We start from the raw sequence: 25,869 nt of genomic DNA on the forward strand, positions 1-25,869 counted from the left end.
GGAGTGAGAATCCTCTCACCGTGATCGGGTGTCAACCATCAAAGTGATCGGTCCGTTACGGGTCGTCATGGCGTTCACGCGGCACGCGTGATCTCCTGACGGCAGGCACTGGCACGAGGAGGCAACAGGTGTCCCAGGACAAGGCGAGCGCGATCCTCACGGCGATCGGCGGCGCGGACAACGTGGTGGAGATCGAACCCTGCATCACCCGGTTGCGGTGCGAGGTGCGGGACGCGGCCCTGATCGACGAGCCCGCGTTGCGCGCGCTCGGCGTGCACGGCGTGCTCCGCGCTGGTGGCGCGGTGCAGATCGTCGTCGGCCCGGATGCCGACACCATCGCCAGCGACATCGAGGACCTGCTGTGACCCTCCAGGTGGCCGCCCCCCTCGCCGGGGAGGTCGTGCCGCTCTCCGCCGTCCCGGACCCGGTCTTCGCCGGAGCGATGGTGGGCCCGGGGGTGGCCATCGAGCCCCACCCCGAGTCCACCGAGGTGCGCGCCCCGATCGGCGGCACCGTCGCCACCCTGCACCCCCACGCCTTCGTCATCGCCGGTGACGACGGCCTGGGCGTGTTGGTGCACCTCGGGATCGACACGGTGAAACTCCGAGGTGAGGGCTTCACCCTGCGCGTCGTCAAGGGGGAGAAGGTGCGAGCCGGTCAGCCGATCGTCGAGTGGGAACCGGACGCGGTCCGGGAGGCCGGTTACTCCTCGACCTGCCCGGTGATCGCGTTGGACGCGACGGCGGAGGACCTGTCCGACCTCGTCGTGCCCCGCACCGTCGAGAGCGGTGCGGCCCTGTTCACCTGGAATCGCTGAGGAATCACCCCTCCGTGGGATAGCCCCGGGACGCCGGGACCGGCGAGGCTGCGCCGGTGCTCCTCGCCGTCCACCTCGCGCTGGGGGCGGCCCTGGGCGGGGGAGCCGCCACCCTCGGCCGGCGGCTCCTCCGCCGGCCACCCCGGGGGATCCGGGTGCCAGCGCCGTGGTGCGAGCTCGCGCTCGCCGCGTTGTGGGCGGCGGCCCTGCTCCGGTCGGCCACTGGCGACCTGCCCTGGTGGTGGTTGCCCGTCCCACTCGCCCTCGGCTGGCTCGCCGTGCTCCTCGCCGCCACCGACCTCACCGACCGGCGGCTGCCCGACGCGCTGACCCTGCCCGCGGTGCCCGCCGCCCTGGTCGTCGTCTGGTTCGCCGGTGCCCTCGCCCCGGATCCCGACATGCTCGCCCGCGCGGCGCTGGGGGGAATCCTGCTCACCGGTCTCTACCTGGTGGCGCACCGGTGGGCGCCGGAGGCCCTGGGCCTTGGCGACGTCAAGCTCGCCGCCAGCACCGGCACCGTGCTGGCTGCGGTGTCCTGGCCGGCGTTGCTGCTCGGGGCGCTCGGCGCGGTGCTGGTGACCGGCCTGGCGGGGGTGCTGGCCCTGCTCGTCGGGTGCGGCCCGCGAGCCACCCTGCCGCACGGGCTGCCGATGCTCGGGTGCGCGTGGCTGGTGACGGCCTGGCCGGTGTTCGGTTGAGCCCGTACCGCCCACCCGCCGCCCGGAGGGGGTGAGCGAGGCCGGACATGGCAGGATCGGCGCGTGTTGCGCTGGATGACCGCTGGTGAGTCGCATGGTCCCGCCCTGGTCGGGGTGCTCGAGGGCATGGTGGCGGGGGTGGGCGTCACCACCACCGACCTCAACGAGCAGCTCGCCCGACGTCGGCTCGGCTTCGGCCGCAGTCCGAGGATGTCCTTCGAGGCCGACGACATCGAGATCATCGGCGGGGTGCGGCACGGTCTGACCCAGGGCGGCCCGGTCGCGGTGCGCATCGGCAACACCGAGTGGCCGAAGTGGGAACAGGTGATGTCCCCCGACCCGGTCGACGAGGACGTGTTGGCCGGGCTCGCCCGCAACAAGCCGCTGACCCGGCCCCGCCCCGGTCACGCCGACCTGGCCGGGATGCAGAAGTACGGCTTCGACGAGGCCCGTCCCGTCCTGGAACGGGCGAGCGCACGGGAGACCGCCGCCAGGACCGTGCTCGGCACGGTGTGCCGGCAGTTCCTCCGCCAGGCGCTGGGCGTCGAGATCGTCAGCCACGTGCTGTCCATCGGCCCCGCCGAGTCCACCAGCGATCTGCTGCCCGGCCCGGAGGACCTCGCCGCCATCGACGAGAACCCGGTGCGTTGCTTCGACGCCGACGCGACCGAGGCGATGATGGCCGAGGTGGAGGCCGCGAAGAAGGACGGGGACACCCTCGGTGGCGTCATCGAGGTCATCGCCTACGGCCTGCCGGCCGGTCTCGGGTCCCATGTGCACGCCGACCGGCGGCTCGACGCCAGGCTCGCCGGCGCGTTGATGGGGATCCAGGCGATGAAGGGCGTGGAGATCGGTGACGGCTTCGCCACGGCCCGCCGCCGGGGCAGCCAGGCCCACGACGAGATCGACCCGGTGCCCACCGGGACCGGCGTGCGTCGCCGCAGCAACCGGGCCGGCGGCGTCGAGGGGGGCATCAGCAACGGGGAACCGCTGCGGGCGAGGGTGGCGATGAAACCCATCTCCTCGGTCCCCCGGCCCCTGGCCACCCTGGACGTGACCACGGGCGAGCCGGCGCAGGCGATCCACCAACGGTCGGACATCTGCGCGGTGCCGAGGGCGGGTGTCGTCGCCGAGTCGATGGTGGCGCTGGTGTTGGCCGACGCGGCGCTCGAGAAGTTCGGCGGCGACTCGCTGGCCGAGACGACCCGCAACGCGCGCGCCTACCTCGCCGAACTGGAGCGTGGCTGAGATGACCGGCGTCCAACCCGTCCTGGTGGTCGTCGGCCCTCCCGGCGCGGGGAAGACCACCGTCGGTCGACTCGCCGCCGAGCGGCTGGGGGTGCCCTTCCGTGATGTCGACGAGGACATCGTCGCGGCCACCGGCAAGGCCATCGGCGACATCTTCACCGAGGACGGCGAACCCGCCTTCCGGAAGTTGGAGGAGGAGGCCGTCCGCCGGGCCCTCGTCGAGCACGACGGGGTGCTGGCGCTCGGCGGCGGTGCGGTGCTCGCTCCCGGCACGAGGGCGCTGCTCGCCGACCACCGCGTCGTGTTCCTCAACGTCGGCCTCGCCGAGGGAGCCCGGCGCACCGGGCTGTCCACCGCCCGCCCGCTGCTGGCCGGTCTGAACCCCCGGGCCACCTTCCGCGCGCTGCTGGAAGCGCGGCTGCCGCTGTACCGGGAGGTCGCCACCATCGAGATCAGCACGGACGGGATCGAGCCGACGCGGGTCGTCGACCTCGTCGTGGCGGAGCTGACGGGCACCGGCTGAGGAGCCGGTCCACTCCGGTTACTCGGCCAGTCTCCTGGCGAGCGCTTCGACGATCGCGTTGGCCTGTTCCTCGTTGTCCTGGCCGAGCGCGTCGGTGACGGCCGAGGTGATCAGCGGTGCGAGGGCGTTCGCGATGGCCTCCGGGGTGGCCGGCTCGGTCTGCTGGCCGTCCAACAGGCTGGCCACCGACCGCACCACGCCGTTGATGATGCGCTGTTCCGCGTAACCGATGGCGGTCCGCGCCTTCTCGGTGGTGTTCACCACGGGGTTGCTCACCGTCGAGTCGAGACCGGCGTTGGCGATCGCGCCGCTCAGCCTTTTGACGATGCGGTCCTCCATGTACCGGAGGGTCACCGACGCCGGTTCGGTGGTTCCGGTGACGGGATTGGTCCAGGTCTGCGACCAGTTCACGGTGTCTCCTTCGAGAATGCGGGCTACCGAGTCCCGGAAACCGGGAATGTCCCCTGGCCAGTGCGCGGGGTCGATCTTCCGCGTCGGCGCCCATTCCTTGTGGGCGACGACCCGGTCGGCGCCCATTCGCAGGTGCGCCAGCAGCGCGGCCACCCCGCGGGGGTAGGAGTCCAGCTGGGCCTCGGTCCAGTCGTTCCTGGTGCCCACGCTCTCCGCCTCGATCCCCAACAGGTGCTGGTTGCCCGCGTTGGCGGCGACATCGCGCCAGGGACCACCCGCGCCCGCGTGGTAGGCGAGTCCGGCGGCGATGACGAACCAGGTGCCGTCGCGGGCGAGGCCCAGGTTGGCCAGCGGACCGGCCAGGGAGCCGGTGCCGTCGCGCACCACCCCGAGCGAGGGGAAGTTGCCGGTCGCGGCGCCGGCGGTGTGGTGCAGCATGACGCCTCTGATCGCGCTGAGCTGCCCGTGTCCTCGGCTGGTCCAGCCGCCCTCCTCGTGCACCCGCAGTCCCTGGGCGCGCAGGGCGTCGGCCAGCCAGGTCGCGTACGCCATCGGATCACCTCGAGTCGGGGACGGGGGCTGGACGGACGTGGCACGTCGTGGCCCTGAGGCAGCGCTGGCGCGCCCGATCGCCCTGATTGGTGGGACCCGTGAGGAAATGCGGGAACGGCGGCGACGCCCTCCCCCGTCCGGTTGGTTGTCGGTGTCGACGTTCCCGGTTGACCGGCTGCGGATGGTTGCCGTTGTCAGTCTGCCAAAAATCGATCACGGTGTCCTCTCCCTTTCAGGTCAATTTCCTCCCCTTTCCTCTGACTCTGTGCAGCGGCTGTCCGAAAATGACGTACGGGTTGCGATGAACGCGCGAATTGTTGTCCCCCGATGGGCGGTATCCGCCCGGTCGGGAGACCGAGTCTGGTCCGCCGTGCGGGTGCCGGCAGGGGCCCGGGCGGCGCGGGGCCGGCCGGCGGGCGCCCCGCACCGGGTGAAATGCTGGTTCGGGAGAGACGGGTGGCGCGCACGGGGGCCCGGCCGCGCCCCGGACCACGAGGGAGCGTGATGACGGAACCGGTACGGGTGCGGGTGGCCACGGCCGCCCCCTACGACGTGGTGATCGGTCGTGGACTGTTGGGTGAGCTGGTCGAGGCCGTGCGCGACGCGCCCGTCGCGGCGATCGTGCACCAGCCGAGCCTGGCCGCGACCGCCGAGGCCGTTCGGGAGGACCTCGTCGCCGCTGGCGTCGACGCGCACCGGGTGGAGACCCCCGACGCCGAGGACGGCAAGAGCCTCGCGGTGGCGGGGTTCTGCTGGGACGTGCTCGGCAGGATCGGCCTGCCCCGGGACGGCGTGGTCGTGAGCCTGGGTGGCGGCGCGGCGACCGACCTCGCCGGGTTCGTCGCCGCCACCTGGATGCGGGGCGTTCGTGTCGTGCACGTGCCGACCACGCTGCTCGGCATGGTGGACGCCGCCGTCGGCGGCAAGACGGGCATCAACACCGACGCGGGCAAGAACCTGGTGGGCGCGATCCACGAACCCGGTGAGGTGCTGGTCGACCTGACCACGCTGGACAGCCTGCCGAGGAACGAGCTGTTGGCGGGCATGGCCGAGGTGGTCAAGGCCGGCTTCATCGCCGATCCCGAGATCCTGCGCCTCATCGAGGCGGACCCGGCCGCCGCCACCGACCCCCAGGGGGACGTGCTCGGTGAGCTGGTGCGCCGGTCGGTCCAGGTGAAGGCCGACGTGGTCGCCGCCGACCTCCGGGAGTCCCACCACCGGGAGGTCCTGAACTACGGGCACACCCTCGGCCACGCCGTCGAGCGCCGTGAGCGCTACCGCTGGCGGCACGGCGCCGCCGTCAGTGTCGGCCTGGTCTTCGCCGCCGAACTGGCCAGGCTCGCCGGCCGGCTGGACGACGAGACCGTGGAGCGGCACCGGTCGGTGCTCACCGCGCTGGGCCTGCCCATCTCCTACGACCCGGACGCCTTCCCCCAGCTGCTGGAGTCGATGCGGGGCGACAAGAAGGCCCGGTCGCGGGTGCTGCGCTTCGTGGTGCTCGACGGCCTGGCCCGTCCCGGTCGGCTCGAGGGGCCGGACCCGACGTTGCTGGCCGCCGCCTACGCCGAGATCAGCGGTGGCGGCAGGAAGAAGAGCGGGGGGATCCTGCTGTGAGGGTCCTCGTGCTCAACGGCCCCAACCTCGGCAGGCTGGGACGCCGCGAACCCTCCGTGTACGGCAGCACCACCCATGCCGAGCTGGTCGAGCGGTGTCGCGGCCGTGGCGCCGAGCGCGGGCTGGAGGTGGAGGTCCGGCAGACCGACCACGAGGGCGAACTCCTCGGTTGGCTGCACGAGGCCGCCGACGCGGGGACGCCGGTGGTGCTCAACGCGGGGGCGTGGACGCACACCTCCGTCGCCGTCCGGGACGCCTGCGCCCAGCTCACTGCCCCCCTGATCGAGCTCCACATCTCCAACACGCACCGCAGGGAGTCGTTCCGGCACCACAGCTACCTCTCGGCGGTCGCCACCGGGGTGATCGCCGGCCTCGGCGTGCGCGGGTACCTGCTCGCCCTGGACTGGTTGGCCGAGGAGCTCACCGCCGGCGCGTAGCCGGCCACGGCCCTCGACCGAGGGCGGGTGCCCGGGGCTCGGGCACCCGCCGCCCGGCGTTCTCAGCGCCGGTCCAGTTCCTCGTCGAGCACGGCGCGCACCCGGTCGGGGGGAACGCCCCACCGCCGGGCGCCGGCGACCAGGTCCCGCGCCGCCGCCCGCACCAGCTCCTCGCGTTCCTCCTCACCGAGCTGGGGGCGGTCGAGGACGACGGTGCCCCTCCCGACCCGGCTGGACAGGTAGCCCGCCCCCTCCAGTTCGCGGTAGGCGCGCGCCACGGTCCCGGTCGCGATCCCCAGGTCCTGGGCCAGTTGCCGGATGCTCGGCAGACGCGAACCGGCGGGCAGCGCGCCGGTGTCGATCACCGTGGCGAGCTGTGCCCTGACCTGTTCGTACGGGGGAACCGGCGCCTTCGGGTCGATCTCGAGGATCACGCCGCCGTCCTGCCCCGCACCGGCGGTGCCTCGCGGCCGTGTAGCCAGCAGGCCAGCGCGAGCCCGGCCAGCGCGATGCCGCTCGCGAGCAGCGTCCACCCGGCCCAGGGTGGGAGCGCCGCCGCCGGCGGCATCGCCGCGCACGCCAGCAGGCACAGCAGGGCTCCGGCCGTGGCGGTGAGACGCTGCGCGTCGTGGGACCGGATCGACTCCCCCACGGCGCGGTCCTCGTCCGCGCCGTCGAGAGCGGGGCTCTCCAGGAGCCGGCGCCGGGCGAGCAGGCTGGCCAGGCCCACGGTCATGATGAGGCAGGCGATCGCGAACGAGGCCCAGGGTGAGTACCCCTCGGGCGTCGGCAGCGCCACGGCGAGGACGAGGAACACCGCCGTGCAGCTCAGGGCGATCACGGGCACGGCCCGAACCCACGAGCTGACGTAGTGCTCCGCCAGGCGGGGGGCCAGCAGGGCGGCCCGGGGCTGGTCGCCGGGTGGGCGTCGGGCGAGGCGCCGCTGCCGCAGCGCGCTGGCCAGCACGATCCCGCCGAGGGAGCCCGCCAGCCCCAACAGGACGGCCCGGGTGCCCGGCGCCTGGGTCAGGGGAGCGGTCAGCCAGCCCAGGCCACCGCCGACCAGTGCGTACCTACGGCTCCGACCGAGGGCGCTGACCAGCGCGGGGGCCTCCGCCGCCGTCGCGGGCAGGTTGTGCCACGCGGCGAACGTGCGCAGGGAGCGGCGGGCGATGGGCTGGGTGGCGGCGACGAAGGTCCACAGCGGCACCAGCAGGGTGAGGCCCAGCAGGAGCGCGATCGAGTTGGCGTCGGGCACGGCGTTCCTCCCTCGGTGTATCACCGAGTTGATACATTAGCTCACCTAGACGGTGGACGGTGAGGAGCTCCGAGGTGGAGACGAACTGGGGCGCGCGGCGCAGGGTGCTCGGCGCGCTGGGCGCGGTGCTGGGAACCGGGGCCGTGGGCGTGCTGTTCTGGTGGGCCGGCGTGTTCTGGCCCCACCTGTCGGTGGAGGTGGTGGGAGTCAGCGGCACGGACGCCCCAGCCCTCGAACTCGAGGTCGCCAACGAGGGACCGTTGGAGACCGTCGTACGCCGGGTGACGTGGGCGGGGGCGGAACCGAGGGCCGAGGAACCCCCATCCGAGGTCGGGGTGATCGCCGCCGGGGGAGCCGCGCGCGTCGCACTGCCGCTGACGGGCTGCCCGCCCTCGGAGGGGGGAGGGGTGGAGGTCCTCGCCAGCGCGCCCGCGCTCGGCATGAACGTGCTGGAGTTCCCCCTCGTGGTGCCCGAGGCGGTGCTGGCCGAGGTCGACCCCGCCGGTCCCTGCGCAGAGTGAGCCACGGCCGGTCGCCCTGGGCCGTGCCGGCTGCCCGCGAACCGGGCCTGGTCAGGTCGAACGCATCGGACTCGCCCACAAGTCGGTGAAGGTGTCCCGGCGCGCCTCGGGCCCTCTCTAGACTGACGCTGCCCGGGTCGTCCGTTCCGGGGGCCCGGTCTGGTTCCTCCGGGTCGCGGCGAGCGCGAAGGGGTTTGGCGTTGCCCGGTTGGTTGACCGAGAAGCGCGGGCCGTCGGTGGGACGCCGGACGGGGGCCGTCCACCTGGGCCGGCTGTGCGCCGGGTTCGCCGCCGTCACGCTGCTCGTCGGGTGCACCGGTGCCGAGGGCTCCCCATCGGTCCACGTCGACGCCGTCGAACCCCTCGTGGTGCCCGCCGAGGGGGACGAGCCGCCGGCCGAACCGGTGCCGCTGGCCACCGACGCCCACCGGTCGAGCCCCGGCGTCGTCGCCTCGGGAGGGGCCAGCGCCCCCTACAACTACGGCCCCACCGTGTTGCGCGACGGCGGGCGGTACCGGGCCTGGTGGTGCAGCCAGGTGCCGTACTCCCCGCCGCCGGGGGACGACATCCTCCACGCGGAGGCCACCGAACCGGGCGGTCAGTACCGCGCCGCCGACGGGAGCCCGGCGGTCGCCGTCTTCTCGGGCAACCCCGGCGGTTTCGACGGGATGCACACCTGCGATCCGTCCGTCATCAAGGTCGACGGCGTCTACTACCTCTACTACACGGGCGCGCCGGGTGACCACGCCGACGGCAACGCGATCGGGGTGGCCAGCAGCCACGACGGTCTGAGCTGGACGCGGCTCGCCGAGGGGCAGCCGGTGGTGACCGCGGCCGAGGACGAGATCCGGGACAACGCCTACGGCGCGGGCCAGCCCGCCGTCCTCCACCTCGACGGCTGGTTCCACGTGATGTTCACCGACACCACGGCCGCCGCCGCCGGCTGGAACGGGGCCGGCCAGTTCGTCCTCCGGGCGCGCGACCCCGAGTTCCGCACCGATCTCCAGGCCCTGACCGAGGACGGTTTCCGCCCGGTCGCCTCCGCCGCCGAGCCCCGCACCTTCTCCGTGGTGGACGCCTTCAGCGCCGACTGGATGTGGGTGGAGGCGTTGGATGCCTTCGCCATCGCCCACCAGACCGAGACCGGCACCTCGATCACCTTCTGGGACCGGGAGTTCCGGTACCACCCCTACCAACGCATCCTCGTCGAGGGGCCCTGGCGGGAGGGACCGGGCCTGGTGCGCGACCCGCTCGGCCACGCTCCCACCAGCGTCACCGATCCCTGCGGTCGGGTTCCGATCGACCTGCTCCGGGCGACGACGGAGGAGACCGCGCCCACCGGCATCGCCCACTTCGGCCTCGACATCCACGGCATCGACGGGTGTCGCGATCAGGACCGCGCCGCCGCCGTCCTCGACGGGTTCGCCGTGCCCTCCCCCGAACGGACCGTCGACCTGGTGGTCGACGGGGCGCTCGTCCGGGTCGAACGCCGGTCGGTGGCCGAGCGGCTGGCGGTGCGGGTGCTGGACGAGCGGGTGCCGGCGCTGGAAGGGCTCCCCGTGATCGCGCGGGTGAACCCCGGTGCGACGGTGGTCAACGCGCCCGACCGCCCGCTGGCCCTGCTGCTCGAGGACGACCGGCTGTGGCCGGTGGTCGATCCGGAGGTGGCGGAGCTGAACGACTCCACCATCGTCGACACCTCCGTCGAGCGTTGGGAACGGCACGAGCTGGGAGCGGTGTTGCACGCCGGTAGCCGCTGAGGCGGCGGGTTCCGCCGCCGTCGACCCCTCCCGGTCGAGCGGCCGCCCCGGCCGGGATCCCGGTCGGGGCTCCTCGCGCGGCCGGGTGCCTCGCCGGGTCCTGCCGCCGTCCCGCCGCCCCGAGGGTGTCCCTGGTTTCCCGCCCTCGGCCGGTCGGGTCCGCGCGCGGGCCGGTGAGGAGCACGGGCCTCGGCTCGCGGCATGCTTCCCGGCCAGCGGGAACGGGCTGGACTGACCGCCGGCGGCCACCGCGCGGTGCGTTATCCTCGCGCCGTCGCGACTGGCGTGTACGAGGTGGAAACGACCACCGTGGAGCGAAGATCCCGGCGCCGCGCGCCTGGGTGCCGGGGCCAGGTACGAACGAACCCCCCAGGAGCCCTGATGCACCAGCCGCCACTGCCCAGCCTGGCCGCCACCGATCCGGAGATCGCCCACCTCGTGGAGGGGGAGGCCCAGCGCCAGTTCGACAAGCTCCGCCTGATCGCCTCCGAGAACTACGTCTCCCAGGCGGTGCTGGAGGCCTCCAGCACCGTGCTGACCAACAAGTACTCCGAGGGCTACGTCGGTCGCCGCTACTACGAGGGCCAGCAGTTCATCGACCCCGTCGAGACGCTCGCCGTCGACCGGGCGAAGGAGCTGTTCGGCGTCGAGCACGCCAACGTCCAGCCCTACTCGGGTTCGCCGGCCAACCTGGCCGTGTACCTCGCCTTCGCCAAGCCCGGCGACACGGTGATGGGCATGGGGCTGCCCTTCGGGGGTCACCTGACCCACGGGTGGAGCGTGTCGGCCACCGGCAAGTGGTTCAGCAGCGTGCGCTACGGGGTCCGTGCCGACACCGGCCGGGTCGACATGGACGAGGTGCGCGACCTCGCCAGGGAACACCGCCCCAAGCTGATCTTCTGCGGCGGCACCGCCATCCCCCGCACCATCGACTACCCGGCGTTCGCCGAGATCGCCAGGGAGGTCGGCGCGGTGCTGGTCGCCGACATCGCGCACATCGCCGGCCTGATCGCCGGTGGGGCGCACCCGTCCCCGGTGGGGCACGCCGACGTGATCTCCACGACGACGCACAAGACGCTGCGGGGTCCGCGTGGCGCGATGCTGATGTCGACGGCGGAGCACGCCAAGGCACTCGACAAGGCGGTGTTCCCCGGTCTCCAGGGCGGGCCGCACAACCACACCACCGCGGCGATCGCCGTGGCGTTGCGGGAGGCCTCGGCGCCCGCCTTCGGTGAGTACGCCCACACGGTGGTCGCCAACGCCAGGGCGCTGGCGGAGGCGCTCGTCGAGCGCGGCTTCGACCTGGTGTCCGGCGGCACGGACAACCACCTGATCCTGGTGGACCTCACCAGCAAGGGCGTGGCGGGCAAGCCCACCGCCAAGGCGCTCGACGAGGCGGGGATCGAGCTCAACTACAACACCGTGCCCTTCGACCCCCGCAAGCCCTTCGACCCGTCCGGGGTCCGGCTCGGGACCGCCGCGATCACCACGAGGGGCCTGCGGCCCGAGCAGATGCCCCGGGTCGCGGAGTGGATCGACACCGTGGTGACGGCGACCGCCAAGGGCGAGCAGGGCGAGGTGCTGCCCACCGTGTCCGCCGAGATCTCCGAACTGCTGTCCGGCTACCCGATGCCCGGCTGGGCGTGAACCCTCCCGGTCGGCCCCCGCGTGGCGGGGGCCGACCGCGCCGCTCCTCCTCGGGCGTTCCCCTCCGGTGCTCCGCGTCCTCCCCGCGCGCCGGCGGCCCATTCGGTACCGTCCTGACGCGGAAAACGGCACCGGCAATCGTCGAACTGTTTGCTCACTCAGACAACAATTCCGAGTGTTTTTTCGATTCGCGGTTTTCGTTCCCGAGAGCGCGTCTCCCGGTCGGGGGACCGGGCGGGAATTTAACCCGATAGGTGGTAGTGGTCGAATTGGTTTTCGCGGTGGTCGGGCCCTAAGCTGTCCCCGTCGCCAGGTGCCGAGCGGGGAGTCGACCACTACCCGGCGGACCGGCGCGGCGGCGGTACCGCGTCGACGCGACCTGGGGGACAACCTCGACGACGCTGGGCGGACCACGTCATCGCTGGCGGGGCGCTCCGGCACGTGCCCGGCCCGGTGTTCTCCGTTCCGGCGGCCGATTCCTCCGTCCCACCGTCCGATTGCGAACAGTCGATGACAACCGTCCTGCCCGAGGAACCCCGTTTTCCGGTCCCCCGTGGATGCCCGCTCCACCCGCCCCCGTGCTATTCGAATCAGCGGCGTCGTGGACCCGTTTCGCGGGTCACGCTCTGGAATGGGGCGCGGGCGTGGGTCGTTTCCCGGTACGAGGAGGTGAGGTCGGTCCTGCGGGACGAGCGGTTCAGCGCGGATCCGACCCGCCCCGGTTTCCCCGAGGTGGCTCCTGCCGTTCCGGTCGCCAGGGGGCTGAGCCTGGTGAACCTCGATCCGCCTGAGCACCGGCACTACCGGCTGACGCTGAGCCGCGGGTTCCTCCCCCGGGCGATGGAGGCACAGCGACCCGCGGTGCGCGCCGACGTGGGGCGGCTCCTCGACCGGGTGTGCGGGGACGGTCGTCCCTCGGACCTGGTGGCCGGGCTGGCCGTCCCCCTGCCGGCCCTGACCATCTCCCGCGTGCTGGGGCTCCCCAGCGGCGTCCGCCTCTTCTTCGAGCGGCACTCCGCTCTCATCCAGGCGACCGAACCGGACCCGGCGTTGCTGGCCGGGGTGCTCGGCGAGTTGCGGATGGCGATGACGGCGCTCGTGTGCGACCGCCGCGAGCAGCCGGCGGACGACGTGATCAGCCGGCTCGCCGTCGAGCACTGGGGTGCGGACCGGCTGAGCCGGGACGAGGTGGTCGCGCTGGCCACGATGGTCCTGCTGGCGGGGCACGAGACGACCTCCAACACGGTGGCGCTGAGCCTGCTCGCGCTGCTCCGCCACCCGGACCAGCTGGCCTGGCTCGCCGAGGATCCCAGTGAGGCCAGGGTGGCGGTCGCCGTCGAGGAACTCCTCCGGTACACCACGGCCGCCCAGTTCTTCCCCCGCCGGGTGGCCGTGGCGGACGTCGAGGTCGGCGGCGTGCGGATCCGGGCGGGGGAGGGGGTCCTCGTGCTGCTCGGGCCGGCCAACCGGGACGAGGACGTGTTCCCCGATCCCGACACCCTGGACCTGACCAGGAACTCCCGCCGCCACCTCGCCTTCGGTCACGGGGTGCACCAGTGCCTCGGCCACGCCCTCGCCAGGGTCGAGCTCCAGGAGGTGGTCGGTGCGGTGGCGCGTCGGCTGCCCGCGCTCCGGCTGGCCACCGAGGTCGGCGAGCTCGACTTCAAGGACGACGGCTTCGTCTACGGCATCCGCGCCCTGCCGGTGACGTGGTGAGCGCCGGACACCCGGGACGCGGCGGAACGGCCGGCGGCGCCGCGGCGGAGGGCCCGCTCCGGGTCGCGGTGGCCGTCGAGCGCTGCGTCGCCTCCGGCCAGTGCGCCCAGCTCGCCCCGGCGGTCTTCGACCAGGGGGAGTCCGACGGGGTCGTGGTCCTCCTCGACCCCGCTCCGCCGGCCGGCGAGGGGGCGGCGGTCCGGATGGCCGAGGAGATGTGCCCGGTCGGTGCCATCCGGGTTGGACCGCTCGCCGGACCGGGTGCGGACCACACGAAGGCGACCGAGCGGCGGCCGGCGGACGGCGCGGACCCCGCCCCGAGGAGGAACGGGGTCGGCGGTGGGCCCAGGGTTAACTAGGCTGCCCGACATGCCAGAAACACACCTTCGCCGCCGTGGGGCGCTGCGCGAGCTGCTGCGGGAGCGGGAGATCGACGCCCTGCTCGTCACCGACCTGCTCAACGTGCGGTACCTCAGCGGTTTCACCGGGTCCAACGCCGCCCTGCTCGTCCACGCCGGGGACTCGGCCGGGGACGAGTCCCGCACCATCTTCTGCACCGACGGCCGGTACCTGACCCAGGCCGGCGTCGAGGTCCCCGACCTCGAACGGATCATCGAGCGCCGCAGCGGGGCGGCCCTGGCGGAGCGGGCATCGCGGGGCGGGTCGGGCGTCAGCCGGGCCGGGTTCGAGTCGCAGCACGTGACCGTCGACGGGTTGGACGCCCTGGCCGAGGCGGCGGGGGCCGTCGAACTGGTCCGGGCACCCCAGTTGGTCGAGCGACTGCGCGCGATCAAGGACGAGGGCGAGGTCGAGGCGCTGCGCATGGCGTGCGCGGCCGCCGACCGGGCACTGGCCGAGCTGATCGCCGAAGGCGAGCTGCGGCCGGGCCGGACCGAGCTGGAGGTGGCCCGCGACCTGGAGCGCCGGATGGTCGCCAACGGTGCCGCCGGTCCGTCCTTCGACACCATCGTGGCGGCCGGGCCGAACTCGGCCGTGCCCCACCACCGCCCCACCGAGACGGTCCTGGCCGCCGGTGACTTCGTCAAGATGGACTTCGGCGCACTGGTCGACGGCTACCACTCCGACATGACCAGGACGGTCGTGCTCGGGGAGCCCGCCGACTGGCAGCGGGAGCTCTACGAGGTGGTGGCCCGCTCGCAGGCCGCCGGCAGGGAGGCGTTGGCGCCGGGGGTCCCGCTGCGGGACGTCGACACGGCCTCCCGGTCGGTCATCGAGGATGCGGGCCACGGGGAGCGGTTCCTGCACGGTCTGGGCCACGGCGTCGGCCTGGAGGTGCACGAGGCACCAACGCTCTCGCAGCTGGGCAAAGGTACACTCGAGGAAGGTATGGCGGTCACCGTCGAGCCCGGCGTGTACCTCGCTGGCCGGGGCGGTGTGCGCATCGAGGACACGCTGGTCGTGCGCGAGGGCGGCCCCGAGCTCCTCACCCTGACCACGAAGGATCTCGTGGTCGTCTGACGCGACAGGCTAAGACCCGTATCGCCGCGGCCGTGCGCACCGCAGGGCCGCGGCACGCCCATGTACCGGCCCATGCTGGGGCCATGTATCACAGGAGAGACCACCACAGTGGCCAGCACTAACGACCTCAAGAACGGACTGGTGCTCAACCTCGACGGACAGTTGTGGTCCGTGGTGTCGTTCCAGCACGTCAAGCCCGGCAAGGGTGGTGCGTTCGTCCGCACCACCCTGAAGAACGTGCTGTCCGGCAAGGTTGTCGACAAGACCTTCAACGCCGGCGTGAAGGTGGAGACCGCCAACGTCGACAAGCGGGAGATGACCTACCTCTACCCCGACGGCGGCGACTTCGTGTTCATGGACGCGGAGACCTACGACCAGCTCCCGGTGCCGGCCGAGACCGTCGGGGACGCCGCCAAGTTCATGCTGGAGAACCAGACCGCCATCGTGGCGGTGCACGAGGGCACGCCGCTCTACGTCGAACTGCCGGCCTCGGTCGAGCTCGTCGTGAAGCACACCGACCCCGGGCTCCAGGGCGACCGCTCCACCGGGGGCAACAAGCCGGCGACCCTCGAGACCGGCGCGGAGATCCAGGTGCCCCTGTTCCTCAACACCGGGGACAAGGTCAAGGTCGACACTCGCGACGGTCGTTACCTGGGGCGCGTGAACTCGTAATGGGTGCCCGCAGCAAGGCCCGCAAACGCGCGGTCGACATCCTGTTCGAGGCCGACGTGCGTGGCGAGGACGCGGTGACCATGCTGACCGAGCGGATGGGCCACCCGGACCTGCCCCCCGTCCGGGAGTACACCGTGACGTTGGTCGAGGGGATCACGGCGAACCGGGCCAGGATCGACGAGCTGATCTCCCAGTACGCCGAGGGGTGGACCCTGGCCAGGATGCCGGCCGTGGACCGGGCCGTGCTCCGCCTCGGCCTCTACGAGCTGCTCTGGGCGGACGACGTCGACGACGCCGTCGCCATCGACGAGGCGGTCGAGCTGGCCAGGACCCTGTCGACGGACAACTCGCCGAGGTTCGTCAACGGAGTCCTGGACCGGATCGGGCGGATAGCCCACCGGTTGCGGGCCACCCGCTGACGGGAGCGGTGACCGGGCCCGCGAGGGGTGCGGGCCCGGTTCGGCTCAGTCCTCCTTGGCGGGCCGGGCCTCCGGCGGCAGCACACCCCAGTCGATGAGCTGCTCGGTGAGTTCGCCCGGCGACATGTCGTAGATGATGGCCAGCGAGCGCAGGTCCTCGGTGCGGATGGACAGCACCTTGCCGTTGTAGTCGCCACGCTGGCTCTGGATGGTGGCCGCGTAGCGGGCCAACGGACCCACCTTCTCCGCGGGGAGCTGTTGCAGCCGTTCCAGATTGATCACAATCTTGGTGGCTGGCTCCGCCCCGGACGGAACCCGCCCCTCAGGCAGCAGCTCCGCCACGGGGACGCCGTAGAAGTCGGCCAGCTCCGCGAGCTTCTGGACGGTGACGGCCCGGTCACCACGCTCGTACGACCCGACGACGACGGCCTTCCACCGCCCGCCGGACTTCTGCTCGACACCATGCAGCGACAGGCCCTGCTGCTGGCGGATCGCGCGGAGCTTGGCGCCCAGCGCCTTGGCGTAGTCGCCCATGTAGCGGTTCTCCGTTTCATTCGCCCCGTCAGCCGCTAGACAGGGCTGCGGGAAGACCTAAATCAATACGCAGAGTAATGGTCGCTCGGCAACGTCACTAGGTCAAGCTGATGACGCTGCGACGGCCGGGCGAGTTTGTGACACCACCCGGAAGATTGACACATCGCAGCCTGCTACTGTCCGGGGTGTCCGGCCCAGCCGGAGACCAGACGTCCTTTAATGACCCGTCCAGCGAGGCGGGGAAGGGGGTCCACTTCGTGGCGCCACGCACCCGCGCGGGCGCGGCGGACCAGGGCGAACAGCGCCAGCTGCTCGCCGCCGCCGACGTCGCGCGCACCATCGCCAGGATCGCGCACCAGATCATCGAGCGCACCACTCCCGACGCGGAGGACGCCGACCGGGTGCTGCTGTTGGGCATCCCCAGCCGGGGTGCCCCGCTGGCCCGCAGGCTGGCCGCGAAGATCGCGGAATTCAGCGGTGTGACTATTCCCACCGGCACCCTCGACGTGACCCTCTACCGGGACGACCTCCGCCGCCGGCCCACCCGGGCGCTCGAATCGACCAGCCTTCCGGTTGACGGCATCGACGACGCGCTGGTGGTCCTGGTCGACGACGTCCTCTTCTCCGGTCGCACCGTGCGGGCCGCGCTGGACGCCCTGCGCGACCACGGGCGACCACGCGCCGTGCAGCTGGCCGTCCTCATCGACCGGGGCCACCGCGAGCTGCCGATCCGCGCCGACTACGTGGGCAAGAACGTGCCGACCGCGCGGGACGAGGGCGTCTCCGTCCAGCTGCGCGAAACCGACGGGACAGACGCCGTCCTGCTGCGGAGAAGGGGAACGGAGACCAGCCGATGAGGCATCTGCTGTCCGCCAGCGACCTGGGGGGCGAGGACGTCGCCGCCATCCTGGACACCGCGGACAAGCTCAAACAGACCCTGCTCGGCCGGGAGGTGCGCAAGCTGCCCACGCTGCGGGGCCGCACCGTCGTCACCGCCTTCTACGAGAACTCCACCCGGACCAGGGTGTCGTTCGAGGTCGCCGGCAAGTGGATGAGCGCCGACGTCATCAACGTCTCGGCGACCGGGTCCTCCGTCGGCAAGGGGGAGTCGCTGCGTGACACCGCTCTCACCCTGGCCGCGGCCGGCGCCGACTGCGTGGTCCTGCGGCACCCGGCGTCCGGCGCCGCCCGCCGGGTCGCGGACTGGCTCGCAGACCACGGCACCTCCGTGGTCAACGCGGGCGACGGCACCCACGAGCACCCCACCCAGGCGCTGCTGGACGCCCAGACCCTGCGGGAGAGCCTCGGCGAGCTGACCGGCCGGCGGATCGTCATCGTCGGCGACGTCCTGCACAGCAGGGTGGCCCGGTCCAACGTGCGCCTGCTCCACCGCCTCGGCGCCGAGGTCGTCCTCGTGGCCCCGCCCACCCTGCTCCCGACCGGGGTGCGGGACTGGCCGGTGCGGGTGACCCACGACCTCGACGAGTCCCTCGAGGGCGCCGACGCGGTGATGGTGCTGCGCGTGCAGGCGGAACGGATGCACGGCAGCTTCTTCCCGTCGGCCCGCGAGTACGCCATCGCCTACGGCCTGAACGAGCGCCGGCTCGCGCGGCTGCCCGAGCACGCGCCGGTGCTGCACCCGGGCCCGATGATCCGGGGCATGGAGATCAGCCACGCCGTCGCGGACTCGCCCCGGTCGCTCGTCACCGACCAGGTCCGCAACGGCGTGCACGTGCGGATGGCGGTGCTCTACCACCTGCTGGCCGGAGAGGAGACCGCGGTATGAGCGGGACCGACGCGGGAACGACCCTGTTCCGGGGCGTCCTGCCCTACGGCGAGGGGGAGCCGGTCGACGTGCTCGTCGCCGACGGCCGGATCGCCGAGATCGGGCGGGTCACCCAGCGGGCCGACCGGGTGGTCGACGCCCAGGGGCTGGTGGCCCTGCCCGGGTTCGTCGACCTGCACACCCACCTGCGGGAACCGGGGCGGGAGGACACCGAGACCGTCCAGACCGCCTCGGAGGCGGCGGCCCTGGGCGGGTACACCGCCGTGTTCGCGATGGCCAACACCGACCCGGTCGCCGACAACCCCGTCATCGTCGAGTACGTCTGGCAGCGCGGCCGGGACGTCGGCCTCGTCGACGTCCACCCGATCGGGGCCGTCAGTGTGGGCCTGCGCGGCGAACGGCTCGCCGAACTCGGCGCGATGGCCCGGTCCAGGGCCGGGGTCCGGCTGTTCTCCGACGACGGCCACTGCGTGTCCGACCCGTTGCTGATGCGTCGCGCGCTGGAGTACACCCGGGCGCTCGGCGGGGTCGTCGCCCAGCACGCCGAGGACCCGAGGCTCACCGGTGGCGCCCAGGCGCACGAGGGGCCGGCGGCCGCCGAGCGGGGGCTGGCGGGCTGGCCGGCCCCCGCGGAGGAGTCGGTCGTCGCCCGGGACTGCCTGCTGGCCCACCACACGGGTGGGCGGCTGCACGTCTGCCACGTCTCCACCGCCGGCACCGCCGACGTGCTCCGGTGGGCCCGGGGCCGGGGTGAGGGCACGATCACGGCCGAGGTCACCCCCCACCACCTGCTGCTCACCGACGAGCGGCTGGCCACCTACGACCCGGTGAACAAGGTCAACCCGCCGCTGCGCACCGCCGCCGACACCGAGGCGCTGCGCACCGCCCTGGCCGAGGGGGTGGTGGACTGCGTGGCCACCGACCACGCGCCGCACGCCCCCCAGGAGAAGGACACGGAGTGGGCCTGCGCACGTCCGGGGATGCTCGGGCTCCAGACCGCGTTGTCCGTGGTGGTGCTGACGATGGTGGAGACCGGCCTGCTGGACTGGCGCGGGGTCGCCCGTGTGATGAGCGAGCGCCCGGCGGAGATCGCCGGGCTCGCGGACCAGGGGCGACCCCTCCGCGTCGGCGAGCCGGCGAACCTGACCCTGGTCGACCCCGAGGCCCGCTGGGTCGTGCGGGGTGGTGAGCTGGCCAGCATCGCCGACAACACGCCCTTCGAGGGCATGGAGTTGCCGGCCACCGTGGCCGCGACGATGCTCCGCGGCCGGTTGACCTCGCTAGACGGGAAGGTTCTCTCGTGATCCGACTGCTTCTCACCCTGCTGGTGCTCGCGGTGTTCGCGCTGTGCGTGTACGGCATGTGGCGCGGCTGGCAGCGCCGGGCCACCCGGCAGGAAGCCCTGCTCGGCGACTTCCCCGCCCCGCCAGCCGGCGCCCTCACCGACCCCGCGCTGCTGCCCGAGCTGACCGGCGTCTACGTCGGCGCCACCAGCGGTGGCAACTGGCAGGACCGCATCGTGGTCGGTGACCTGGGACACCGCTCGGTGGCCACCCTCCGGCTGCTGCCGGCGGGGCTGCTGGTCGACCGGGTCGCCGCCAGCCCGATCTGGATCGCCGCGGCCGACCTCGTCGACGCCCGGCTGGACAGCAAGCTCGCCGGCAAGGTCATGCCGGGTGACGGCCTGCTCGTGGTGTCATGGCGGCACGGCGAGTACGTCCTCGACCTCGCGTTCCGGGCCGACGACCGCGCCGACGACGAGACCTGGGTCGAGCGGATCCGCGCGGTGGCCGAGGAGAGCACCACCACCAGGACCACGCCGTGACGCCGCGCGCGAGCAGCGCCGCGGCGGCGGCCCCCCACACGACCACATCGGAGGTCCAGGCGCGATGATCGACCGTTCCGCAGCGGCGCTGGTACTCGAGGACGGCAGGGTGTTCCGGGGCGAGGCGTACGGAGCCGTGGGGCAGTCCCTCGGCGAGGTCGTCTTCTCCACCGGGATGACCGGTTACCAGGAGACGCTGACCGACCCCTCCTACCACCGCCAGATCGTGGTGCAGACCGCCCCGCAGATCGGCAACACCGGGTGGAACGACGAGGACGACGAGTCCCACCGGATCTGGGTCTCCGGCTACGTCGTCCGCGACCCCGCCAGGGTCCCCTCCAACTGGCGGTCCACCCGCTCGCTGGAGGACGCGCTGCGCGAGCAGGGCGTCGTCGGCATCGCCGGCGTCGACACCCGCACGCTGACCCGCCACCTCCGGGAGCGGGGGGCCATGCGGGCCGGGGTCTTCTCCGGCGACGCGGTGGCCGGTGACGAGGAACTGCTCACCCAGGTCCTGGGCTCCGAGGGCATGGTGGGAGCCGACCTCGCCGGCGACGTCACCACGAGCGAGCCGTACGTGGTCCCCGCCGTCGGCGAACGCCGGTACACCGTCGCCGCCCTGGACCTGGGCATCAAGTCGAACACGCCGCGCATGATGGCGGCCAGGGGCATGGAGGTCCACGTCCTCCCCCTGGGCACGTCGGCCGAGGAGCTGCTCGCCGCCGCGCCCGACGGGGTGTTCCTCTCCAACGGCCCCGGCGACCCCGCCACCGCCGACACCGCCGTCGCCCTGGCCAGGGCCGTGCTGGCCGCCCGGGTGCCGCTGTTCGGCATCTGCTTCGGCAACCAGATCCTCGGCCGCGCCCTGGGGCGGGGCACCTACAAGATGCGGTACGGCCACCGGGGCATCAACATCCCGGTCATCGACGTGGAGACCGGGCAGGTCGCGATCACCGCGCAGAACCACGGCTTCGCCGTCGAGGGCGAGCCGGGCGAGGTGTTCGACACCGACTTCGGCCCGGCCAAGGTCAGCCACTACTGCCCGAACGACGGCACGGTCGAGGGGCTGCGGTGCCTGGAGGCCCCCGCCTTCAGCGTGCAGTACCACCCGGAGGCCGCCGCCGGACCCCACGACGCGGCGCCGCTGTTCGACCGCTTCGCCGGGCTGATGGACCGCTCCGGGCGCTGACGCCCACACCTGACCACTGCACACCGACGGTGAGCCGGCTTCCGGTGACCGCGAGCTGACGACGAAAGAGGGGCGGGGCGAACCCGATGCCCAAGCGCGACGACATCTCCCATGTCCTGGTGATCGGCTCCGGACCGATCGTGATCGGCCAGGCGTGTGAGTTCGACTACTCCGGCACCCAGGCCTGCCGGGTGCTGCGGGAGGAAGGGCTGCGGGTCAGCCTGGTCAACTCCAACCCGGCGACGATCATGACGGACCCCGAGTTCGCGGACGCCACCTACGTGGAGCCGATCACCCCCGAGTTCGTGGAGAAGGTCATCGCCGCGGAGCGGCCGGACGCGATCCTGGCCACCCTGGGCGGCCAGACCGCGTTGAACACGGCGGTCGCCCTGGCCGAGCGGGGTGTGCTGGAGCGGTACGGGGTCGAGCTGATCGGCGCCGACATCGAGGCGATCCAGCGGGGCGAGGACCGGCAGCGGTTCAAGGACATCGTCCGGGACGTCGGCGGTGAGGTCCCCGGGAGCCGGGTGTGCCGCTCGATGGACGAGGTCCGCGAGTGCGTCGCCGAACTCGGGCTGCCGGTGGTGATCCGCCCCAGCTTCACCATGGGCGGTCTCGGCTCGGGCATGGCCCACACCGAGGAGGAGCTGGAGCGGCTCGCCACCATCGGCCTCACCGAGAGCCCGGTGCACGAGGTGCTCATCGAGGAGAGCGTGCTCGGCTGGAAGGAGTACGAGCTCGAGCTGATGCGGGACCGCGCGGACAACGTCGTGGTCGTCTGCTCCATCGAGAACGTCGACCCGATGGGCGTGCACACCGGGGACTCGGTCACCGTGGCGCCCGCGATGACGCTGACCGACCGCGAGTACCAGCGGATGCGCGACGTGGGCATCGCGGTGCTCCGCGAGGTCGGCGTCGACACCGGCGGCTGCAACATCCAGTTCGCGGTGAACCCGGCGAACGGCAGGCTCGTGGTGATCGAGATGAACCCCCGGGTGTCGCGGTCCTCCGCGCTGGCATCCAAGGCGACCGGGTTCCCGATCGCCAAGATCGCCGCGAAGCTCGCCATCGGCTACACCCTGGACGAGATCCAGAACGACATCACCGGCGAGACGCCGGCGAGCTTCGAACCGACCCTCGACTACGTCGTGGTCAAGATCCCCCGCTTCGCCTTCGAGAAGTTCCCGGGCGCCGACCCGACCCTGACCACCACCATGAAGAGCGTCGGCGAGGCGATGTCCCTCGGCCGCAGCTTCGTGGAGGCGCTGGGCAAGGCGCTGCGTTCGATGGAGACCAAGGCGGTCGGGTTCTGGACCAGGCAGGACCCGGCGGGCACCAGCCTGGAGGACACCCTCGCCGCGCTGGCCACCGGCCACGACGGCCGCCTCTACACCGTGGAGCGCGCGCTGCGGCTGGGGGCCACCGTCGACCAGGTGGCCGAGGCCTCCGGGATCGACCCGTGGTTCGTCGACCAGATCGCCTCGCTCGTCGAGCTGCGGGCCACGGTCATCGGGGCCCCGGTGGTCGACGAGGCCCTGCTGCGGCGGGCCAAGCGGTGCGGCTTCTCCGACCGCCAGATCGCCGCCCTGCGCCCCGAACTGGCCGGGGAGGACGGGGTGCGCGCGCTGCGCCACCGGCTCGGTGTCCGCCCGGTGTACAAGACGGTGGACACCTGCGCGGCCGAGTTCGCCGCGCGCACGCCCTACCACTACTCGGCCTACGAGGCCGACCCCGCCGCGGAGTCCGAGGTCACCGAGCAGCGGGAACGCCCGAAGGTCATCATCCTGGGTTCGGGCCCGAACCGCATCGGTCAGGGCATCGAGTTCGACTACTCCTGCGTGCACGCCGCGATGGCGCTGCGGGAGGCCGGCTTCGAGACCGTCATGGTCAACTGCAACCCGGAGACCGTCTCCACCGACTACGACACCTCCGACCGGCTGTACTTCGAGCCGTTGACCCTGGAGGACGTCCTGGAGGTCGTCCACTCCGAGCAGCGGTCGGGGACGGTGGCGGGCGTCGTCGTCCAGCTCGGCGGTCAGACCCCCCTCGGTCTGGCCCGGCGGCTCGCGGAGGCCGGGGTGCCGGTCGTGGGCACGCCGCCCGAGGCGATCCACCTGGCCGAGGACAGGGGCGCCTTCGGGGAGGTGCTCCGCGAGGCGGGGCTCACCGCTCCCCGGTACGGCACCGCCACCTCCTTCGAGGGCGCCAGGCGCATCGCCGACGAGATCGGGTACCCGGTGCTCGTCCGGCCCTCCTACGTGCTCGGCGGTCGGGGCATGGAGATCGTCTACGGCGAGGAGTCCCTGGCCAGCTACATCGAGCGGGCCACCGAGGTCACCCCGGAGCACCCGGTGCTGGTGGACCGGTTCCTCGACGACGCCGTCGAGATCGACGTCGACGCCCTGTGCGACGGCGACGACGTGTTCCTGGGCGGCGTGATGGAGCACATCGAGGAGGCCGGTGTCCACTCCGGCGACTCCTCCTGCGCGCTCCCCCCGATCACCCTCGGCCAGACCGACCTGGAGGAGGTGCGGCGCTGCACGGAACGGCTCGCCAGGGGCCTCGGGGTCCGTGGCCTGCTCAACGTGCAGTTCGCCCTGAAGGAGGACGTGCTCTACGTCCTGGAGGCCAACCCCCGGGCCAGCCGGACCGTGCCGTTCGTCTCGAAGGCCACCAGCGTCCCCCTGGCCAAGGCGGCCGCCCGGATCATGCTCGGCGCGACGATCGCCGAGCTGCGCGGGGAGGGGCTCCTCCCGGCCACCGGTGACGGGCTCGACCTGCCGGCCGACAGCCCGGTCGCCGTCAAGGAGGCGGTCCTGCCCTTCCACCGCTTCCGCACCCCGGAGGGGCACGGGGTGGACTCGCTGCTGGGGCCGGAGATGAAGTCCACCGGTGAGGTGATGGGGATCGACGTGGCCTTCGGCCCGGCCTTCGCCAAGTCGCAGGCCGCGTCCTACGGGTCGCTGCCCACCTCGGGCCGGGTCTTCGTCTCCGTGGCCAACCGGGACAAGCGCTCGCTGGTCTTCCCGGTCAAGCGGCTGGTCGACCTGGGCTTCGAGATCCTGGCGACCTCGGGCACCGCCGAGGTGCTGCGCCGGAACGGCATCGCCTCCACCGTGGTGCGCAAGCACTACGAGGGCAGCGGGAACATCGTCGACCAGATCAGGGCCGGTGAGGTCCAGATGGTCATCAACACCCCCTACGGCAACCACGGCCCCCGCGTGGACGGCTACGAGATCCGCACGGCGGCGGTCGCCAGGGACATCCCCTGCATCACCACCGTGCAGGGCGCCGCGGCGGCCGTGCAGGGCATCGAGGCCGCCATCAGGGACGACATCGGGGTCCGCTCGTTGCAGGACCTGCAGGCGGCGCTGCGGAAGGGACGCGCGTGACGGATCAGGACTCCGGCCGGCGGGAAGCCTTCGGCCGTCGGCTCGCCGCGCTGCGCGCCGAGCGTGGCCCGCTGTGCGTCGGGATCGACCCGCACCCGGCGCTGCTCGCGGACTGGGGGCTGCCCGCCACCGCCGACGGGTTGGAGACGTTCGCGCGGAGCTGCGTGGAGGCCTTCGCCTCGGAGGTCGCGGTCGTGAAACCGCAGTCGGCGTTCTTCGAGGCGTACGGCGCGCGGGGCGTGGCCGTGCTGGAACGGGTGCTGGCCGACGTGCGCGCCGCGGGGGCGCTGGTCCTGCTCGACGCCAAACGCGGCGACATCGGCTCCACGATGGCCGCCTACGCGGCCGCGTACCTCGCGGAGGGCGCCCCGCTGGCCGCCGACGCGCTGACGGTCTCGCCCTACTTGGGGTTCGGGTCGCTCGACCCGGCACTGGCGGCGGCGAGGGAGACGGGCCGGGGGCTGTTCGTCCTCGCCGCGACCTCGAACCCGGAGGGCCCCGAGGTGCAGCGGGCGGACGCCGGGTCGGGGACCGTCGCCCAGGGGATCGTGGACGCCGCCGGCCGGCACAACCCCGAAGGGGAGGGGCCGGGCGCGGTCGGCGTCGTGATCGGCGCGAACCTACCCCGGCTCGACCTGGACCTGTCGCGGCTCAACGGCCCGGTGCTGGCACCGGGTTTCGGGGCGCAGGGCGGCACCGTGGCGGACCTGCGGCGCAACTTCGGCGGGGTGCTCCGGCACGTGCTGCCGACCTCGTCCCGGGACGTCCTGCGGCACGGACCCGACGTGGCCGCCCTGCGGGACGCCGCACGGCGGACCAGGGACGCGGTGGCCGACCTGGCCGGCTGACCGCTGTCCCCCCGGCCCGGGGTGCGGGAGCGGGCCGGTACGGGCCGACCGGTGGTGGGAGCGCCCGGGCGAGCCCGCGCGCCCGGGGCACCGGGACCACCCCGTGGCGCGGGACACGCCGCCGGACGGGTGCCGCCGGGATGCGGGCGAGTGGGCCGGAGGTGGCCGGGTTCGGACCGGTTGTCGGCGGCGGATCGGTCGGTGGTCGGGAGGCGAACCGGACCATGTCCCGCTTTCGGCTGTGAGCGTGGCCACTTTCAACGGTGCCCAGGCCGCTCCTCGGGTTCGGGGTCGGGGAGTTCACCCCCGGCCACCGCTCCGCCGCTGGTGAGGCCGTGGGCGCGTCCCGGCCGGGTTGGCGGCGGGCGGCGGTGGGCCGCCGCGCCGCTCCTCGGGTCGGGCGCGGAGGGTGTACCAGCGGACGCCGCCGCCGGGGTCGAGGGCGCCCCGCCCCCCTTCCCGCCGGGGGCCCGGCTGGGGCCGGATCAGGGCGGCGGGGAGCACGACAGCGCTCTGACCAGTC

At 73.0% G+C, this 25,869-nt stretch carries 26 protein-coding genes and 1 riboswitch; of the genes, 22 read left to right on the plus strand and 4 right to left on the minus strand.

The genetic code is table 11. The annotated features are described in order from the left end of the window. The first annotated feature begins 128 nt into the window (after positions 1 to 128). The 5 genes from ACOJVX_RS07945 to ACOJVX_RS07965 all read left to right on the plus strand — a co-directional run bounded on the left by ACOJVX_RS07945 (position 129) and on the right by ACOJVX_RS07965 (position 3,286). Complete coding sequence (locus ACOJVX_RS07945; protein WP_026418888.1) at positions 129 to 365, plus strand: glucose PTS transporter subunit EIIB; 237 nt, start codon at positions 129 to 131, stop codon at positions 363 to 365. Continuing rightward, a complete protein-coding gene (locus ACOJVX_RS07950) occupies positions 362 to 817 on the plus strand; it encodes a PTS sugar transporter subunit IIA (protein ID WP_026418887.1) in 456 nt (151 codons plus the stop codon). Before ACOJVX_RS07945 ends, ACOJVX_RS07950 begins: the two co-directional genes overlap by 4 nt. Positions 818 to 873: 56 nt before the next feature. Further along, positions 874 to 1,515: a prepilin peptidase gene (locus ACOJVX_RS07955; RefSeq protein ID WP_422647378.1), complete on the plus strand. Its 642-nt coding sequence runs from the start codon at positions 874 to 876 to the stop codon at positions 1,513 to 1,515. Between the two features lie 63 nt (positions 1,516 to 1,578). Next, the gene (aroC, locus tag ACOJVX_RS07960; RefSeq protein WP_030106318.1) at positions 1,579 to 2,763 is read left to right on the plus strand and encodes a chorismate synthase; all 1,185 of its coding nucleotides are present in this window, start codon (positions 1,579 to 1,581) and stop codon (positions 2,761 to 2,763) included. Between the two features lies 1 nt (position 2,764). After that, a complete protein-coding gene (locus ACOJVX_RS07965) occupies positions 2,765 to 3,286 on the plus strand; it encodes a shikimate kinase (protein ID WP_030106317.1) in 522 nt (173 codons plus the stop codon). Between the two features lie 18 nt (positions 3,287 to 3,304). Here the strand turns inward: ACOJVX_RS07965 and ACOJVX_RS07970 are convergent, their stop codons facing one another. Next, positions 3,305 to 4,249: an N-acetylmuramoyl-L-alanine amidase gene (locus ACOJVX_RS07970; RefSeq protein ID WP_051313962.1), complete on the minus strand. Its 945-nt coding sequence runs from the start codon at positions 4,247 to 4,249 to the stop codon at positions 3,305 to 3,307. 504 nt (positions 4,250 to 4,753) lie between these two features. Between ACOJVX_RS07970 and aroB the strand changes: the two genes are divergently transcribed. Together aroB and aroQ are read left to right on the plus strand one after the other, a co-directional pair. After that, positions 4,754 to 5,863: a 3-dehydroquinate synthase gene (aroB, locus tag ACOJVX_RS07975; protein ID WP_422647379.1), complete on the plus strand. Its 1,110-nt coding sequence runs from the start codon at positions 4,754 to 4,756 to the stop codon at positions 5,861 to 5,863. Then, positions 5,860 to 6,300, plus strand: coding sequence for a type II 3-dehydroquinate dehydratase (gene aroQ / locus ACOJVX_RS07980; RefSeq protein ID WP_418155454.1), 441 nt, complete (start codon positions 5,860 to 5,862; stop codon positions 6,298 to 6,300). Before aroB ends, aroQ begins: the two co-directional genes overlap by 4 nt. Before the next feature lie 62 nt (positions 6,301 to 6,362). Here the strand turns inward: aroQ and ACOJVX_RS07985 are convergent, their stop codons facing one another. Further along, positions 6,363 to 6,734 (minus strand): GntR family transcriptional regulator, encoded by a 372-nt coding sequence (locus ACOJVX_RS07985; RefSeq protein WP_418155453.1) that lies wholly within the window; start codon positions 6,732 to 6,734, stop codon positions 6,363 to 6,365. After that, on the minus strand, positions 6,731 to 7,558 hold the full coding sequence (locus tag ACOJVX_RS07990; RefSeq protein WP_418155452.1) for a hypothetical protein: 828 nt from the start codon (positions 7,556 to 7,558) through the stop codon (positions 6,731 to 6,733). The genes ACOJVX_RS07985 and ACOJVX_RS07990 overlap by 4 nt, the downstream gene beginning before the upstream one ends. A 74-nt stretch (positions 7,559 to 7,632) precedes the next feature. Here ACOJVX_RS07990 and ACOJVX_RS07995 point away from each other — a divergent pair, with 74 nt between their 5' ends. The 8 genes from ACOJVX_RS07995 (at position 7,633) to nusB (ending at position 15,772) form a co-directional block, all read left to right on the plus strand. Further along, on the plus strand, positions 7,633 to 8,079 hold the full coding sequence (locus ACOJVX_RS07995) for a hypothetical protein (RefSeq protein ID WP_103055528.1): 447 nt from the start codon (positions 7,633 to 7,635) through the stop codon (positions 8,077 to 8,079). 200 nt (positions 8,080 to 8,279) lie between these two features. Then, positions 8,280 to 9,839, plus strand: a complete 1,560-nt coding sequence (locus ACOJVX_RS08000; protein ID WP_245588802.1) for a beta-xylosidase — start codon at positions 8,280 to 8,282, stop codon at positions 9,837 to 9,839. 266 nt (positions 9,840 to 10,105) lie between these two features. Further along, positions 10,106 to 10,189, plus strand: a riboswitch (ZMP/ZTP riboswitch). Between the two features lie 28 nt (positions 10,190 to 10,217). Continuing rightward, positions 10,218 to 11,486: a serine hydroxymethyltransferase gene (glyA, locus tag ACOJVX_RS08005; RefSeq protein ID WP_211237534.1), complete on the plus strand. Its 1,269-nt coding sequence runs from the start codon at positions 10,218 to 10,220 to the stop codon at positions 11,484 to 11,486. A 669-nt stretch (positions 11,487 to 12,155) separates the two neighbouring features. Further along, a complete protein-coding gene (locus ACOJVX_RS08010) occupies positions 12,156 to 13,202 on the plus strand; it encodes a cytochrome P450 (RefSeq protein WP_418155451.1) in 1,047 nt (348 codons plus the stop codon). Then, positions 13,199 to 13,561 carry a ferredoxin gene (locus ACOJVX_RS08015; protein WP_081715435.1) on the plus strand — a complete coding sequence of 121 codons (363 nt, stop codon included), beginning with the start codon at positions 13,199 to 13,201 and terminating at the stop codon, positions 13,559 to 13,561. The genes ACOJVX_RS08010 and ACOJVX_RS08015 overlap by 4 nt, the downstream gene beginning before the upstream one ends. Positions 13,562 to 13,571: 10 nt before the next feature. Beyond that, entirely contained in the window at positions 13,572 to 14,681 is a 1,110-nt protein-coding gene (locus ACOJVX_RS08020) for a M24 family metallopeptidase (RefSeq protein WP_103055526.1), read from the plus strand. A 108-nt stretch (positions 14,682 to 14,789) separates the two neighbouring features. Beyond that, positions 14,790 to 15,353 carry an elongation factor P gene (gene efp / locus ACOJVX_RS08025; RefSeq protein ID WP_026418874.1) on the plus strand — a complete coding sequence of 188 codons (564 nt, stop codon included), beginning with the start codon at positions 14,790 to 14,792 and terminating at the stop codon, positions 15,351 to 15,353. Continuing rightward, entirely contained in the window at positions 15,353 to 15,772 is a 420-nt protein-coding gene (nusB, locus tag ACOJVX_RS08030) for a transcription antitermination factor NusB (RefSeq protein ID WP_026418873.1), read from the plus strand. Before efp ends, nusB begins: the two co-directional genes overlap by 1 nt. Positions 15,773 to 15,817: 45 nt before the next feature. Here the strand turns inward: nusB and ACOJVX_RS08035 are convergent, their stop codons facing one another. Continuing rightward, on the minus strand, positions 15,818 to 16,306 hold the full coding sequence (locus ACOJVX_RS08035; RefSeq protein WP_016698573.1) for a transcriptional regulator BldD: 489 nt from the start codon (positions 16,304 to 16,306) through the stop codon (positions 15,818 to 15,820). A gap of 257 nt (positions 16,307 to 16,563) precedes the next feature. Here ACOJVX_RS08035 and pyrR point away from each other — a divergent pair, with 257 nt between their 5' ends. The 7 genes from pyrR (at position 16,564) to pyrF (ending at position 25,346) form a co-directional block, all read left to right on the plus strand. Continuing rightward, positions 16,564 to 17,163, plus strand: a complete 600-nt coding sequence (pyrR, locus tag ACOJVX_RS08040; RefSeq protein WP_026418872.1) for a bifunctional pyr operon transcriptional regulator/uracil phosphoribosyltransferase PyrR — start codon at positions 16,564 to 16,566, stop codon at positions 17,161 to 17,163. Next, entirely contained in the window at positions 17,160 to 18,092 is a 933-nt protein-coding gene (locus ACOJVX_RS08045) for an aspartate carbamoyltransferase catalytic subunit (RefSeq protein ID WP_026418871.1), read from the plus strand. Before pyrR ends, ACOJVX_RS08045 begins: the two co-directional genes overlap by 4 nt. Further along, on the plus strand, positions 18,089 to 19,396 hold the full coding sequence (locus tag ACOJVX_RS08050; protein WP_026418870.1) for a dihydroorotase: 1,308 nt from the start codon (positions 18,089 to 18,091) through the stop codon (positions 19,394 to 19,396). The genes ACOJVX_RS08045 and ACOJVX_RS08050 overlap by 4 nt, the downstream gene beginning before the upstream one ends. Further along, positions 19,393 to 19,917: a hypothetical protein gene (locus tag ACOJVX_RS08055; RefSeq protein ID WP_030106306.1), complete on the plus strand. Its 525-nt coding sequence runs from the start codon at positions 19,393 to 19,395 to the stop codon at positions 19,915 to 19,917. The genes ACOJVX_RS08050 and ACOJVX_RS08055 overlap by 4 nt, the downstream gene beginning before the upstream one ends. A gap of 64 nt (positions 19,918 to 19,981) precedes the next feature. Next, positions 19,982 to 21,106, plus strand: coding sequence for a glutamine-hydrolyzing carbamoyl-phosphate synthase small subunit (carA, locus tag ACOJVX_RS08060; protein WP_418155447.1), 1,125 nt, complete (start codon positions 19,982 to 19,984; stop codon positions 21,104 to 21,106). A gap of 86 nt (positions 21,107 to 21,192) precedes the next feature. Beyond that, positions 21,193 to 24,498 carry a carbamoyl-phosphate synthase large subunit gene (carB, locus tag ACOJVX_RS08065; RefSeq protein ID WP_026418867.1) on the plus strand — a complete coding sequence of 1,102 codons (3,306 nt, stop codon included), beginning with the start codon at positions 21,193 to 21,195 and terminating at the stop codon, positions 24,496 to 24,498. Continuing rightward, positions 24,495 to 25,346, plus strand: a complete 852-nt coding sequence (gene pyrF / locus ACOJVX_RS08070; RefSeq protein WP_418155445.1) for an orotidine-5'-phosphate decarboxylase — start codon at positions 24,495 to 24,497, stop codon at positions 25,344 to 25,346. The genes carB and pyrF overlap by 4 nt, the downstream gene beginning before the upstream one ends. Positions 25,347 to 25,869: the final 523 nt, after the last annotated feature.

Source organism: Actinoalloteichus caeruleus (assembly GCF_049311605.1).
GTDB lineage: Bacteria > Actinomycetota > Actinomycetes > Mycobacteriales > Pseudonocardiaceae > Actinoalloteichus_B > Actinoalloteichus_B caeruleus.